Raw genomic sequence first — 14852 nt, 5'->3', positions numbered from 1 at the left:
ACGCTTCGGAATGGCCAAAATGACCGAGCGACTGTCCTTGGAGGAGTCACCAATAATGAAATTAGGCATAGTGGGGCTCGGGCAGTGGGGCCAGAAGCTTGTGCGGGCAATTCAAGAGGATGGAATTCCCAAGAGCCAGCTCTTCCATTTTGCAGCAGGCTACACGCGATCACCAAGCAAGCACCGTACGTTCGCTCTCCAGGAGAAGCTTCACCTCTTCGACAGTTATCAAGAGTTCCTGCAATCCAAGTCTGTTGATGCCGTCGTTATCGCGTCACCTCATAGTGAGCATGTCGATCAGATCTGCGCGGCTGCAGATGCCGGTTTGCACATCTTTGTCGAGAAACCGCTAGCCCTGGATGTTGCTGGTGCGGTGAAAGCAATAGGCGCTGCCCGGGATGCGGAAAGGCAACTTGCCGTCGGGTTCAACCGCAGGTTCTTACCTGCGTACTCGAACTTGAAAGAGATTCTGTATAGCGGTCGGCTCGGCCGAGTCTTGCATATTGAGGGCAACTTTTCGGCACCACAAGCCCTGCATTTCTCACCGGAGGATTGGCGGGCGGATCACTCCCAAACTCCCGCGGGCGGTATGACGTTGATGGGCATCCACATCCTCGACGCGATGATTGGTCTAGCGGGTGCCATCTCTGGCGTAAGAGCAAGGTCACGAAGACAGTTTCTCCAGATCGACATGGACGATACCACGGACGTCCAGATCGAGTTCGCAGGTGGTTCTACCGGCTATCTCAGCACAGTACCGGCGACAGCTCACAATTGGAGACTGCAGGTGTTCGGAACGGCGGGCTGGGCCGAGATGCGCGGTTATCGGCAACTCACTTTCGCAGCGGTCGGCCAAGATGCGCAAACGACACAGTTCGCCGCGGTCGATATCGAACGCGCAGAACTCGAGGCTTTCGCAAAGTCTGTCGTCGATCAGACTGAGTATCCAATTCCCCTCGACGATGTTGTGAGGGGCATCGGCGCGCTCGACGCGGTTTTCCAGTCAGTAAGAGAGGACCGTTTCGTCACCGTCGAATGCTAGGGAGCCGTCCGCGATTTCGCGACGGATCGGGCTCTTCTGATGGTTAGCCTCCTCTGTCGGAGGCGATCGCAAGAGAGCGCATCTAGGAGGGGAGCGCGTAAGCGGCCCGTGCTCAAGCCGATTTTGTCTCCCCTTATCGCAGATTTCGATGTGCCGCGCGTTCATCGCCAGGAGTTACCTTATCCTACGCCGCTTGGGCGCAACGAGTTCAGCAGTGTTGTTGGACCATATGATCCAATATATGTCAGCGGGATTGATTGCTCCGCACCTGCCGCCTAAGATGGTTTAGACAGCCTCGCGGGCACGGCCCAGAACGCCGCCAGTCCGTCGTGCTCGTCTGAAGGTGGAACTGCAGAATATGCCCAAGTGGGACTATATCATCGCCGGCGGTGGCTCGGCCGGTTGCGTATTGGCTAGCCGTCTGAGCGAAAATCCGAGTGTTGAGGTCCTCCTTCTCGAGGCCGGGCCGCCCGATAAATCGATGTGGATCGACATTCCAGCGGGCTTCACGAGGTTGCTCAACCACGAAAAGTTCGATTGGAAGTTTCAGATGGAGCCCGACCCAAGCATCGGTGGCCGGCGCTCTCCCTCTCCGAGCGGCCGTGGGCTGGGCGGCTGCAGCACGATCAACGGCATGCTCTATGTGCGCGGCCAGCCGCTCGATTACGACAGCTGGGCCGCGCTCGGCAATCGCGGCTGGTCTTACGAGGACGTGCTGCCCTATTTCAAAAAATCTGAGCACTACGAGTGCCAGGGAGACGCATCGCGAGGCAAGGGCGGACCCCTGAACGTGTGCGAGACGACGGGGCGTAATCTGCTGTGCGACGCTTTTCTCAAGGCCGCCGTTGGTAGCGGTTTTCCTCGTAACGAGGACTACAATAGCGGGCAGCAGGAAGGCTTCGGTTATTATCAGGTGCTGATCAAAGGAAGCCGGCGCTGGTCCGCGGTTCGTGCCTATCTAGATCCGGTGCGCAGCCGGCCCAACCTGCGCGTGGAAACCGATGCGCTCGTGAGTCACATCCTGCTCGAAGACAAGCGCGCCATTGGCGTCATGTATACTGCGCGCGGAGAAAAGCACGAGGCGCGGTGCGGCCGCGAGGTGATCCTGTCGTGCGGCACGCTGCTGTCCCCTGGCGTGTTGGAGCGCTCCGGCATCGGCCAGCCGGAGGTGCTGCAGAAGGTCGGCATCGAGGTGCGCCACGAGCTCAAGGGCGTGGGCGAGAACTGCGGCAACCACTTCATCGTGGGCACCTCTCACCGGGTCAACCAGCCGATCACGCTGAACGAACAGACGCGCGGCCTAAGGCTGCTGCGCGAGATAGCGCGCTATTACACGAGCGGCACCGGCGCGCTCTTGGGCACCGCGGGCCCGGTGTTTGGTTTCGTGCGCACGCGGCCCGATCTTGCGACGCCCGACGCGCAGATATTCATGTCGCGCGCCACGTCAGCCGCGCCGTGGCCGCGGATCGAACTCGAGAAAGAACCTGGCATGGCCGTCTCGCTGTACCAGTGCCGACCCGAGTCGCGTGGCTCCATCCATATCAAGTCGCTGGCGTCCGGCGCCGAGCCCGCGATCCGGCCAAACTTCCTCGCGACAAAGACCGATCGCGACTGCACTGTGAGTGGCATGCAGATCATCCGCACGATCATGAGGCATCCTGCGATCGCGAAATACGTCGCCTTCGAGAACCGCCCCGGGGACAAGGTGCAGAACTACGACGATTGGCTCGACTACGCGCGAAGCGCGGGGATTGGAATTTGCCACATCGTCGGGACCTGCAAGATGGGTAATGATCTTTTGGCGGTAGTCGATGACCGCCTGCGCGTGCGGGGCCTTGCCGGGCTACGCGTGATCGATGCCTCGATTATGCCGACCGTGCCCTCCGGCAACACCTACGCGGCCACGATCATGGTGGCCGAGAAAGGCGCCGACATGATCAAAGAGGATGCAAGGAGGACGTGAGCCTCGTGTACTGACCCGTTTCCTTCGCCGCTTGTGAAGGACTTCGGACAATGCGCACCGCGGTATAGCAGCCCCGGAAGTGTTTGAAGGTCAGACCCGCATTTGGCGCCATCTATGAGGAGAAGAAAGCGTGGCACATAAAGTAGAACTCAGCCCGTCTGCGGATTGGTATCGTGTCGAAGTCGACGAAGCAGACTGGGCGAAGTTCTCGCAGGATGATTTGGTCCGTTGGTATAGCCAGATGTTGCTCGTCCGCCGCTTCGAGGAAAAAATCCTCGAACTGGAATCGGCCGGGCTCGTTCATGGCCCCGCTCATGCCAGTATCGGTCAGGAGGCCACAGCCGTCGGCGCGATGTCGCTGCTCGGTTCGCATGACCAGATCAACGGTACGCATCGCGCGCACCATCAGGTGCTGACTAAACTGATCAATGCTCAAATTCCCGCTGGCTTTAATGTACGAAAGCAGGACTTCACGCCGGAGATGGACGACGCCATTTATCGTTTAATGGCTGAAATCATGGGCTTGAAGCCTGGGTGTTGTGCCGGTCGCGGCGGGTCGATGCACATGCGTGATCCGGGCTCGGGCGTCGCCGGGACCAGTGCGATCGTTGGTGGCAATGTGCCTCATGCGGTAGGCTATGCCCTTGCTGATCACGTCCTTCATCGTGATGGCGTGTCCGTCGCTTTTTTCGGCGACGGCGCCGCTCTCCAGGGAGCGGTTTATGAATCCATGAACATCGCTGCGGCTTACAAGCTGCCCGTTATCTTTTTTATCGAAAACAACCTCTACGGCGTTTCAACACATATCGAGGATGTGACGGGCGAGACCCGGCTAGCTTCGCGCGGACCGATGCTTGGTTTCATGGGCATCGAATGCGACGGCATGGATGTCGTCGCCGTGCACGAAGCCATGGATCTCGCGCTAAAGGCAATTCGCAGCGGTCGTGGGCCGGTCGTCATTGAGGCGACGTGCTACCGGTTCCTGCATCAAAGCGGTAGCAAGAAGGGAAGTGAGCTGGGCTACCGTAGTAAAGAGGAGGAAGACCAATGGCGCAGTCGCGATCCCCTCCGAGTGGCTAGCGATCACCTTCGCCGTACGAAGGCACTGGACGACGACGGGTTTGCCTTGCTCGACGAGCGCGTGACCGCCGCCATCCAGCGGGCGGTCCAGCAGCTCACGGAGAAGAGCCCCGGTAGCAACGTGCTGCGCATCCCGGAAAACCACTGGCCCTCTACATCATCTGTCGATGAGGGTATTCTGAGTGATGGCAGCGAGTTTGAGGGTGCAAAGTTCAGGGAGTTGGAAGACTACAGACCAGATGAACTGCAAAAGTCTCGGTTCGTGGTCGCCGCAGCGGAAGCGTTGGGCGCAGCAATGGCAGCCGATCCGACGATCGTTGTGATGGGCGAAGACGTTCATCGGTTTCGCGGCGGCGTAAGCGGCTTTACAACCAAGGCTTTGGAAAAGTTCCCGGAGCGGGTCCTGGCGATGCCAATCGCCGAGAATGGTTTCACCGGCGTTGCACTCGGTGCTGCCCTTCGCGGCCTTCGCCCAATCGTGGAAATCATGTTCGGCGACTTCTGCCTGGTCGCCGCTGATCAGATTTGTAACGCTGTTGCAAAAGTGCGTCACATGTTCGGCGATGGATTCCCAGTGCCAATCGTCATGCGCGTGCGCGTGGCGCCACATGGGGGCTACGGCTCTCAGCATTCGGGTGACATGTCGGCGCTCTTTCATCTGTATCCGGGATGGCACATATTCTCGCCAACCACTCCGTTCGACTATATCGGCATGCTCAACACCGCCCTGCGCTCGAATGATCCCGTAATGATCGTCGAGCACGTCGAATTCTATCAAGAAGAAGGACTCGTGCCACGTGCCGACAGGGACTATTGCATTCCGCTTGCCAAAGCGAAGGTGGTTCGCCCGGGTTCCACCTGCACTCTGCTCGCCACATCGGTGATGGTGCCGATGGCGATTAAGGTCGTGCAGGACACGGGTATAGATGCCGAAATCATCGACTTGCGCAGTCTGGGACAACTGAGCACGGACTGGCCGCTCATACTCGGATCGGTCGCCAAGACCAATCGCGTACTAATCGCGGAGCAGATGACAAACGGTCTTGCTTTAGGCCGACATTGGATCGCAGAGATCCAGTCGCGCGCGTTCAATGACCTCGATCACGAGATTCTCCATGTTACAGGCAGCATCGCCGCGCCTGTGGTCTCCGCCCTGCTCAATCGCGCGGCCCTCGCTTCGTCCGAGAAACTTCGAAATGCTTTAATCTCGATTGCGAACGCTTAGCTGGCCTGACGGTACCGATCTATGTGCAGTCGCTGAAAAGCTGCGCCGGTGCTGAGAGAGGAATTGCTGAGGAAGCTCAAATGGCAGTCGATATTGTATTTCCAAAGGTAAGCCTCGAGACGGATATCGGGTCCATTTCTCGCTGGTTGGTAGAGGACGGCTCCGCCGTTTCACAAGGCCAGATCTTATTTGAAGTGGAGAACGACAAGGTCGCGGTCGAGGTCGAAGCTTGCGCCAGCGGCACGATCAAGTTCTCTCATTCATGCGACGAGAGAATAAGGGTCGGTGAAACCGTCGCTCGGATTTTTCCGCCGAATGAAGCGGTGGTTCAATCCGATAAACAGATCGTCGACCGATCGACATCGAACCCAAGACCTGCCTCCACTCCTGGTGATACCGCGGTAGCCTCAAAGGCCGGTAGCAACCGCGTCATTGCGACCCCTCTGGCCAGGCGCCTCGCCAAGGAGAGCATGATCGACCTCTCGACCGTAATCGGTACGGGTCCGGGCGGGCGCATTCAGAAACGCGACATCGACCCGGCAAGATCCGAGGTGGGTCTGAAGGCGCCCGCGCCTGCCGGCGCGTCGACTTTCGCGTCGTCCATGTCAGACCAGCAGATCCTCGCACTTTTCGAGGCGGGCAGCTACCACATCGTGCCGCATGATGGCATGCGTCGGACGATCGCACGGCGGCTCACTGCATCGGTGCAGAACGTCCCGCATTTTTACCTGAACGTTGATTGCGATATCGGGAAGCTGATCGCCGCTCGCGAAGAGATCAACAAACAAGCGCCAACCGACGCGGATAGGACGCCGCTCTACAAGCTGTCCGTCAATGACTTCATCATCAAGGCAATGGCACTCGCCTTGCAGCGAGTTCCAGACTGCAACGTGAGTTGGACCGATAGCGGGATGGTCAAACATAAGCATTCCGACGTCGGTGTTGCGGTCGCGATCCCCGGCGGATTGGTCACGCCGATTATCCGCCGGGCAGAAATCAAGTCGCTATCGGCAATTTCAGATGAAATGAAGAATTTGGCTGTTCGCGCTCGCGCCCGCAAGCTGAAGCCGGAAGAGTATCAAGGCGGCACAACCGCCGTCTCAAATCTCGGAATGTATGGAATCAAGGACTTTACTGCGGTCATAAATCCCCCGCATGCGAGCATTCTCGCGGTCGGTACCAGCGAGGATCGTGCAGTGGTGCGCGGCAGGGACATCGACATCGCACGTCGCGCTAGCGTTACGCTCTCCTGTGACCATCGCGCAATTGACGGCACGCTCGGCGCCGAACTCGTGGATGCGTTCAAGCGGCTGATTGAAAATCCCACGATGATGATGGTGTGAGGGTGCACGACGCCGGCCTCATCCTTCCCTGAAACGGTGGGCGAATTTGCTCCTTGAGGACGGACGTGTGTGCCTGTCCAACAACGCCGCCGAGAGAGGCCGCGTAGCAACTAGGGTTCGGGTCGAGCCGGGCTTGCGACGGCGTAAGTCAGTCCCACGCACTGGTTTGCCTGGGGTGCACCTCCCAACATTATCTGTAGTCGGAACATATGATCCAATTTCGCAAAGTCGGGATTGATTGTTCTTGTGTTGCGACGTTTTTGTGATATTAAATTGCGTTTAAGGCGGCGTGACCGCTCTTTGATTAGGGGGAAGCATGATGATTTCGAGGAAGAAGTTCTGGGGGCTGCTACTGATCTCCGTCGCGCTTCCCCTTGTGCCCCAGATTGCGCCGGCCGGTGCATCTGGCACAAAGTGGTATCCTTTCGCGATGAATGACGCTTCTTCCGGCGCACCGAAGGCGATTGAGTACTCGCCGCTTGATAGAGCGGAAAAGCCCTATAACATCTGCGTCCTTTTCCCTCACATGAAAGACCCTGGCTGGATTTCGGTCGACTACGGCATCGCCGAGCAGTCAAAGGCGCTTGGCGTTAACATGAATCTCTATGAAGCTGGCGGCTACGACAATCTGCCCAAGCAGCTGTCGCAGTTTGATGACTGTATCGCGAGCGGGATCGATGCGATCGTGATTGCGGCAATCTCCCCCGTTGGGGTGGCCAAGCAGGTGTTAACTGCGAAAGCCAAGGGCATTCCAGTAGTCGCCGTCACGAACCCATTCATTTCACCGGACTTGAGCGCAGGTGTCTTCATCGACCTTCAAGCCATGGCTACAGCGTCGGCCAACGCCTTGCTGGCCAGTATCAAGCCGGGAGAAACAGTCAATGTGGTAACGTTCCCTGGTCCAGCAGGTTCAGGTTGGGCCGAGACGATGAATCAGGTCTTCAAGGAGGTCGTCGCCAAGAATCCGAAAGTGAAGGTGCTTGATTCCAAGTTTGGAGACACTGGTGTTGCGGTGCAGCTCCAGCTGGTCCAGGACGCGCTGCAGACTTACCCGTCCATGAATTACATGTGGGGGACTGCGACGATGGCAGAGGCGGCCAGCGGTGCCTTGGCTGCGAGTGACCGCGGTGACGTGAAGATCATTGCGAGTCACGAAAGTCCGGCGATGCTCGATGCGGTTAAGCGAGGCGACGTAATCGCATTCCCGACTCAGCACGGCGTTATCGAAGGGCGCGTGGCTATTGATCAGGCCGTGCGCATCCTGGAGAAGCGGCCCTTCATCCGGCTTGCCCAGCCGATTCCGACGGTGGTCGACAAGGGCTCAATAGATAAGTTGGATACATCGACGTTCGTGGCCCCGGCCAACTGGAGTCCCGTTTACAACGTCAAGCAGTGACGATCCGCGTCGGGGGATCAGGTGTCGGAAGCGTTAGTCGCGCCGCCTCAGCAGGTAAAGGAAGCCGACCCGGCTTTGATCATCCGGGGCGTCACCAAATGTTTCGAGGGTGTCACCGCACTGCGCGAAGTGGACTTCGACTTTCGAACAGGCGAGGTGGATGTGCTCTTCGACGAAAACGGCGCAGGCAAGTCGACGTTGACAAACATCATTGCTTGCACGTTTTCCCCGGGCGAGGGCACTTATCTGTTCGAAGGGGCGTGATGTGCGCCGGCTGACTCCGCATCAGGCGCGCGGCGCGGGAAGCAGCGCTGTTTTCCAAGGCTTCTCGCTAGCGCCAAATCTCACGGTCGTCGAGAACGTCTTTCTCGGTCGTGAGGTCAAGCGCAACGGAAGTCTGGATCTTGCGGCCACGCGAAAGCGGGTGCCGATTCATCGAGGAACTGCGCTTTGATCTCGATCTTGACCCGCTTGGTCGGCGCGCTGTCACGCGCTCATCAACAGATGGTTGAGATCGCGAAAACGCTGCTCAGCGATCCGAGGATCCTGATCCTCGATAAGCCGACTGCATCGCACACCGAGCGGGAGTCTGGGCGGCTCTTAGATCACCGCGATGCTCAAAGCGCGGCCGGCCGAACCAACCATCGGCGGAGCTCTATCGCTGCAATCCGCAACCGCAGCCATCGTAGGCGGCGGGAGCTTTTCGGGTGGCAGCGTCGGCACGGCCCTCCTTGGTTCTATATTCATCATTGTTCTCTCAAACGGAATGAGAAGCGGCGTTGGTGGACGGTGTTTCGACTGACGTCCTGCCGGGGCATATGAAGCACTGGCTCCCAAACGGCATCCTGATCCTCGAATGCGTGGCCAACCTGGAGCTCGTCTCCCGCCGCTGCCTCTTTGTAGCCGCCCCGCTGCCCATCGAACACGGCTCTGGCTCCCCGCTTCCGCGCTTCGCCCTATTGCTTTCTGCTCCGATGACTCCTGAGGCGACGTCCTGTGTTTTGGAGCGGAAAGAACGGTGTCGAGCATCTGGGATGGCAGCAACAAGGCTAACTTTGACTAGAGCGATTTGACTGATGAGTCTACGGAGAGGATTTACGCTAAGGGGATCGTTGGATGCGCTGCTCAGTGCAAATGAAGCAGCAGTGCCTCCGGAAGGCGAGAGCTGCGGCGTTCTTGCAGAATCGGCGTCTCGTTCACGTCGAAGGACGCGTCGTTTGGAAGGACTTCGTCGTAAGTTTAGCCTATGGCCGTACCAAATTAGAAGCCGTGCGCTTGGTAGTCGCGGGCAAGAGATCCTGGCGTCGGCGATTACGATCAGACAGGTGCCGAGCGCCATCACTGCCAACGTGGTTCGACTACTTGCGCCAGCGCGCCCCCTTACCCGACTGGAGCGAGCACCCGAACAGCAGGCCCTGACCTTCCGTACGGCTTCGCCCTGGTCCGCGTCCACCGCATGCTGGCGTCCGTTCGGTTCAGTACGCCGGAGAGACGATTCGCGCGATCGCTAAAGTGCTACCGGTCTAAAATGCGGCGGGGAGGCGTTTCTCGGGGCATCGAGCCTCTAGTGGCCCTAGGTTGCCGATCGAGAACAGGCGGACATCCTTGTGGCGAGGTCAGTACTGCTGTTCGCAATCGGAGCGGGCATGCAATCGAAGGACTGCGACACAGGGCACGAAATCATTCCATCTCTCAGATGTCTTTCAACAAAGAACTAAACAGCTGGTGCCCGATGCACAGCTGAACTTGGGTTGCCGTAGGATCAGACGCAACTCCAATCCAGTATAGGTCGACAAGGAACCAAATGATCCGGAATCCTTGTAGCGGGATTGACTGTTCCTGATCCATTGGATAAATTGCGGGCATCACATGCGCTGAAATCACAAGTGGCGCGGGCACTCTGCCGGTCGTGTGAAGGAGCAGGGAAGTCTATGCCCGTATGGGATTACATCATCGTTGGTGCCGGCGCGGCAGGCTGTGTGCTTGCTAATCGCCTGAGCGATGATGCGAAGTTGAAGGTCTTGCTGCTCGAGGCTGGACCGCGCGACAAATCAGTGTGGATCGATATTCCTGCAGGCTTCACCAAGCTCCGGAACCACAGGGAGTTCGATTGGAGCTTCCAGATGGAAGCGGATGAAGGTGCGGCCGGGCGGTGTCTTCCATGTTCAAGCGGTCGCGGGTTGGGCGGCACGAGTTCCATCAACGGAATGCTCTACGTGCGCGGTCAGCCATTCGATTATGATACTTGGGGTCGACTTGGCAATCGCGGATGGTCGTACGAGGACGTACTGCCTTACTTCAAAAAAGTTGAGCACTATGAGGGCCGGGATGGCGAAGCTCGCGGCAAAGGCGGTCTTCTCAATATATCTGATCAGAAGCCTCACCCCCTCGGGGACGCCTTCATTCACGCTGCCGAGGCCTCTGGCTTCACGCGCAATGGCGATTATAACGATGGGAATCAGGAAGGGTTTGGCTACTACCAAGCGACCATCAAGGGTCGTCGCCGTTGGTCGGCAGCCCGAGCTTTCTTGGATCCCGCGCGGAGCCGGCCAAATCTGCATATTGAGACCGAGGCGCTGGTAGGTCGCGTCCTGCTTGAGGGGAAACGGGCGGCTGGCGTCGCCTATACCTTGAACAACGAAATGCGCGAGGCGCGATGCCGCGGCGAAGTAATCATCTCGTGCGGCGCACTCCAATCGCCGGGCATGCTGGAACGGTCCGGCATAGGCCAGCCAGAACTTCTCACGAGGCACGGTATCGCGGTGCATCACGAGCTGGCAGGTGTCGGTGAAAGCTACGGTACTCATTACGCTCAGAATATGGCTTGGCGCGTCAACCAGCCGATAACGTTTAATGAGCTGGCCCGGGGCTTCAACCTTCTGCGGGAAGTCGTGCGATATTATGTCAGTGGCACCGGAGTGCTCACACGGGCCGCAGCCCCTGTGTTCGGCTTTGTACGTACTTCACCCAGCGTAAAAACGCCTGACGCGCAGTTCGCCATAGGGCCAGGGAGCTACGATCCGGCACAGCTCGGGCGCCTGGAGAGAGAGCCTGGTATGACGGTGGCGACCAGCCAGTGCCGGCCGCTTTCACGGGGCACGATCCATATCAAATCTCCGGTACCCGGCAGCGAGCCTGCGATCCGGCCGAATTTTCTCTCGGCTGAAACCGACCGCAATTGCGCCGTGGCAAGCATGCAGATCGCGCGCAAGATAATGAACCATCCTGCGATCGCGAAATACCTCGCTTTTGAGATGAGACCCGGCGACAAAATTCAGAACTACGATGAATTGCTCGACTATGCACGTCGAACCGGCAGGGGGTATGGCCATCATACCGGGACTTGCAGAATGGGTCATGACCCGCTGGCCGTGGTCGATGATCGACTGCGCGTGCACGGGATTGTAGGCCTGCGGGTGATCGATGCGTCGATTATGCCAACTGTCCCCTCAGGTAACACTTATGCGCCCACGACTATGATAGCTGAGAAGGGGGCCAGCATGATCAAGGAAGATGCCAAGCAACTCGGGCCGCTCGGACCGTGAGGAGCTGAAGTGTGGTCTACGGTTTTCCGTTCGAGGGGGCCACGCCCGCCGAAGGATTGAACCGAGCACTCGTATAGGATCGCGCCTTAGTCAAGCAGCTGCCTGATTGATATGGGCCTCGGAAAATAACTCTAACAGAACATCTATTGATCGGGGAAATCACAATGACTGTGGCTCGCATGCTCAAAACGGAATCGGTCGCCGCTGAAGTGATTGCGCAAGCATTGAGTGACGCGGGGATCGACATGGTATTCGGCATGTCGGGCGGCCATACGGGGCCGCTATTCAACGCGCTTCAGGGGCAACAGAACCGCATACGAACTATCTTGGTACGCGAAGAGTCCCTCGCAGGTGTCATGGCCGAAGTCTACGGACGACTCAAGAGGTTGCCTGGTGTGATGATTGGACAAGGGCCATGGGTACTGGGCAACGGAATGATTGGTATTCTGGAGGGATATCTGTCCAGTACCCCCATGCTGTTGCTCAGCGACTTCTCGGATCTAACGCAGTTCAACATGCACGCCCCCTATCAATCCGGTAGCGGCGATTATGGCGGTTGGGATGTCCGCAACGGTTTCAAGAGCGTCTCAAAGGAAGTATTCAGTGCTTTTGACCCTGTTCCAGCCGTTCAGGCCGTTCAACTCGCGATCAAGCATGCCATGGCTGGTCAGAAAGGTCCGGTCGCAGTACTTTTCGGGCAGAATGCGCTCATCGGCACAATCAGTCCCGATTCGATGCCTCGGATCTATCCTACGTCCCGGTATTTGCCTCCAAGACCGCAGGGAGCAAGCATCGAAGCTGTGGGCCAGGTCGTCGCCGCCATCCGCGCCGCCAAGAAGCCGGTGATCATCGCGGGCAATGGTGTGCGCATAGCCAATGGTTATTCGCAGCTTCAGACGCTCGTGGAGGCGCTGAATGTTCCCCTGGTCACCACGGCATCAGGAAAGGGATGCTTCCCCGAAACCCACGCCCTTTCGCTCGGCGTGTTTGGACCGTTTGGCACTGCAGCCGCAAACGCCTGCGTAGCCGACTCTGACTTTGTCGTGGTTATTGGCTCCAAACTCGGCGCAAGCGACACCTGTAGGGAGCACCCCGACCTCCTCGATCCCGAACGTCAAACGTTTGCACAGATCGATATCGAAACAAAAAACGCAGCTTGGACCTTCCCTGTCGATTACCAGCTGATCGGCGACGCCGCGATCATCATGGACGACATGAAGACCGCCCTCCGTGCTGTCCGAACAGACAGTCAGAACAATGAGGGAGCCAAGCGGGTCGAACGGTTCCGTAAAGAGCACGGATATTTCAACCAGGCCGCCTACCAATCAGAAGACAAACCTATCCATGCTCAGCGTGTCATTGGCGAGATGATGAAGCACTTGCCAGCGGAATCCATCGTTACCTGCGACGCGGGCGAGAACCGGATATTTATGACCAACCTCTATCAAATAAAGCAGGCTGGCGGGATTCTTATGGCTGCCGGCGCCGGACCGATGGGTTTCGCGGTTCCGGCCGCCCTGGCTGCCAAGCTCGTCCATCCTGATAAGGTGGTGGTGGCGGTCGCAGGCGACGGCGGGTTTGCGATGACCATGAATGGTCTCATGACCGCCATTGAGCAAGATATCCCAATCATTACTGTCGTGTTCAACAACAGTGCTTTGGGATGGGTGCTGCATGGTCGAGGGGCATTCACGAAATTTAGCGACTTCGATTTTGCAGCAATTGCACGGTCCATGGGCTGTCACGGTATCCGTGTGGAGAATCCGGACAAAATCGGAGAGGCTTTGCAGGAAGCGCTAGTTTGTGGAAGGCCGACTGTGATCGATGTCGCGATCGGTCTTGAGAATTTGACTTATGAGGCGGTCACGTCGCCGTTGATGAGACGGAAGAAAGCAAGCGGCGAATATCAATAGGAACACCGAAGATGCCACGTTGCGTGAATGATTGTTAGCTCAAGGCGGCGGCCGAAACTGATGCCGAGCTTCAAAAAGGCGCTTGTACGCAGGCTAGTACTGAGTGCGGTAATCGTGGTTCTCGCGACCTACCTATAGGTCACGTGCCCTTGTCGCCTTGGGCTCCAGGGCGTGCGACGCCGTGATCCGGTGCCGCAGGCTCTAAGCCGACCCAGTTAGTCAATCTCGCATTGAGAATGTGAGGACAGTTCAGAATGGGAGTCAAATAAGCGTGGCCACGGTTGGCAAGCTCACGTCAAAGACCATTTTGTTTGATCATCCGCGCCAAGAGTGGCTCTCGCTGCGCAGCGAGGAGATCATTGATCCAAACCGACCGATTGTTGATCCTCATCATCATCTTTGGAGCCACCGAGCGAGCAGGTATCTCATAGAGGAAATATGCGCAGATATTGCGAGCGGGCACAATGTTGTCGGAACAGTTTACGTCGAGTGTAGCTCGATGTACCGCGCATCTGGACCCGAAGAGTATCGTCCGGTGGGCGAGGTTGAGTTTGCGAACGGCATTGCGGCGATGAGTGCTAGTGGCAATTATGGCCCCGCGCTGATATGCGCTGGCATCGTTGGCCACGTTAACCTATTGCTCGGCGAGAGGGCCGTATCGGTGCTGGAGGCTGAGATTGCTGCCGGCAACGGCCGCTTCCGAGGCATTCGTCATTCGACCAATTGGGACGACGATCTAAATGTCCCCGGAATCTATGTGAACAGGTCCAAAGGATTGTTGCTTGATCCGGTCTTCCGGACGGGGTTTGCGCAGCTCGCCCCACTTGATCTTAGCTTCGATGCTTGGCTATTCCATCCACAAATCGGCGAACTGGCCGACCTTGCCCGTGCATTTCCTAATACGAAAATCGTGCTTGACCATTGCGGTGGGCCGATCGGCGTCGGTAGCTATGCCGCATTGAGCGCAGAGACATTCGCTGTCTGGAAAGCAGCGATCCAAGATCTTAGCAAATGTTCAAATGTTGTAGTGAAGCTTGGCGGCCTCGCAATGCGGCTGTTTGGCAGCAATTTCCATCAGCAGCCCAAACCACCTTCCTCCGAGCAACTTGCGGCCGCCTGGAGGCCATTCATCGAAACTTGCATCGATGCATTCGGTCCCGACCGATGCATGTTCGAGAGCAATTTCCCACCAGACAACGACCAGTGCAGCTATCAAGTGCTATTTAACGCCTTCAAACGGATTGCCGCTCAATATTCCGACGACGAAACGAACGCGCTGTTCGCCGGAACGGCCGCCTCCTTTTACAAACTTCATCTTCCAGAACGTCGAACCTGACCGAAAGTT

Annotated in this window: 10 protein-coding genes; all 10 read left to right on the top strand. The window is 57.8% G+C overall.

Annotation, left to right across the window (positions count from 1 at the left end; translation table 11 throughout):
- Positions 1–19 precede the first annotated feature (19 nt).
- The 10 genes from JJE66_RS07075 to JJE66_RS07030 all read left to right on the top strand — a co-directional run bounded on the left by JJE66_RS07075 (position 20) and on the right by JJE66_RS07030 (position 14843).
- Positions 20–1042 (top strand): Gfo/Idh/MocA family protein, encoded by a 1023-nt coding sequence (locus tag JJE66_RS07075; RefSeq protein ID WP_200513410.1) that lies wholly within the window; start codon positions 20–22, stop codon positions 1040–1042.
- 358 nt (positions 1043–1400) lie between these two features.
- On the top strand, positions 1401–3005 hold the full coding sequence (locus tag JJE66_RS07070) for a GMC family oxidoreductase (protein WP_200513409.1): 1605 nt from the start codon (positions 1401–1403) through the stop codon (positions 3003–3005).
- Positions 3006–3135: 130 nt separating this feature from the next.
- Positions 3136–5310: a thiamine pyrophosphate-dependent enzyme gene (locus tag JJE66_RS07065; RefSeq protein WP_200513408.1), complete on the top strand. Its 2175-nt coding sequence runs from the start codon at positions 3136–3138 to the stop codon at positions 5308–5310.
- Positions 5311–5390: 80 nt separating this feature from the next.
- Positions 5391–6653, top strand: a complete 1263-nt coding sequence (locus tag JJE66_RS07060) for a dihydrolipoamide acetyltransferase family protein (protein ID WP_200513407.1) — start codon at positions 5391–5393, stop codon at positions 6651–6653.
- A 316-nt stretch (positions 6654–6969) separates the two neighbouring features.
- Positions 6970–8049, top strand: a complete 1080-nt coding sequence (torT, locus tag JJE66_RS07055; protein ID WP_200513406.1) for a TMAO reductase system periplasmic protein TorT — start codon at positions 6970–6972, stop codon at positions 8047–8049.
- A gap of 21 nt (positions 8050–8070) precedes the next feature.
- Positions 8071–8313, top strand: a complete 243-nt coding sequence (locus tag JJE66_RS07050; protein ID WP_200513405.1) for an ATP-binding cassette domain-containing protein — start codon at positions 8071–8073, stop codon at positions 8311–8313.
- 186 nt (positions 8314–8499) lie between these two features.
- Positions 8500–8871, top strand: coding sequence for an ATP-binding cassette domain-containing protein (locus JJE66_RS38840; RefSeq protein ID WP_200513400.1), 372 nt, complete (start codon positions 8500–8502; stop codon positions 8869–8871).
- A 1109-nt stretch (positions 8872–9980) separates the two neighbouring features.
- A complete protein-coding gene (locus JJE66_RS07040) occupies positions 9981–11594 on the top strand; it encodes a GMC family oxidoreductase (protein WP_200513398.1) in 1614 nt (537 codons plus the stop codon).
- Between the two features lie 164 nt (positions 11595–11758).
- Entirely contained in the window at positions 11759–13507 is a 1749-nt protein-coding gene (locus tag JJE66_RS07035; RefSeq protein ID WP_200513396.1) for a thiamine pyrophosphate-binding protein, read from the top strand.
- Positions 13508–13778: 271 nt separating this feature from the next.
- Positions 13779–14843, top strand: coding sequence for an amidohydrolase family protein (locus JJE66_RS07030; protein ID WP_409362796.1), 1065 nt, complete (start codon positions 13779–13781; stop codon positions 14841–14843).
- Positions 14844–14852 lie beyond the last annotated feature (9 nt).

It is taken from the genome of Bradyrhizobium diazoefficiens (assembly GCF_016612535.1).
Classification (GTDB): Bacteria; Pseudomonadota; Alphaproteobacteria; order Rhizobiales; family Xanthobacteraceae; genus Bradyrhizobium; species Bradyrhizobium diazoefficiens_C.
This window is presented reverse-complemented; position numbering and strand designations above follow the sequence as displayed.

What these genes read in the sequence shown, in the direction of transcription:
- JJE66_RS07075 (WP_200513410.1), top strand. Translation starts at nt 20, where the DNA reads ATGACCGAGCGACTGTCCTTGGAGGAGTCACCAATAATGAAATTAGGC.
- JJE66_RS07070 (WP_200513409.1), top strand. Translation starts at nt 1,401, where the DNA reads ATGCCCAAGTGGGACTATATCATCGCCGGCGGTGGCTCGGCCGGTTGC.
- JJE66_RS07060 (WP_200513407.1), top strand. Translation starts at nt 5,391, where the DNA reads ATGGCAGTCGATATTGTATTTCCAAAGGTAAGCCTCGAGACGGATATC.
- torT (WP_200513406.1), top strand. Translation starts at nt 6,970, where the DNA reads ATGATGATTTCGAGGAAGAAGTTCTGGGGGCTGCTACTGATCTCCGTC.
- JJE66_RS07040 (WP_200513398.1), top strand. Translation starts at nt 9,981, where the DNA reads ATGCCCGTATGGGATTACATCATCGTTGGTGCCGGCGCGGCAGGCTGT.
- JJE66_RS07035 (WP_200513396.1), top strand. Translation starts at nt 11,759, where the DNA reads ATGACTGTGGCTCGCATGCTCAAAACGGAATCGGTCGCCGCTGAAGTG.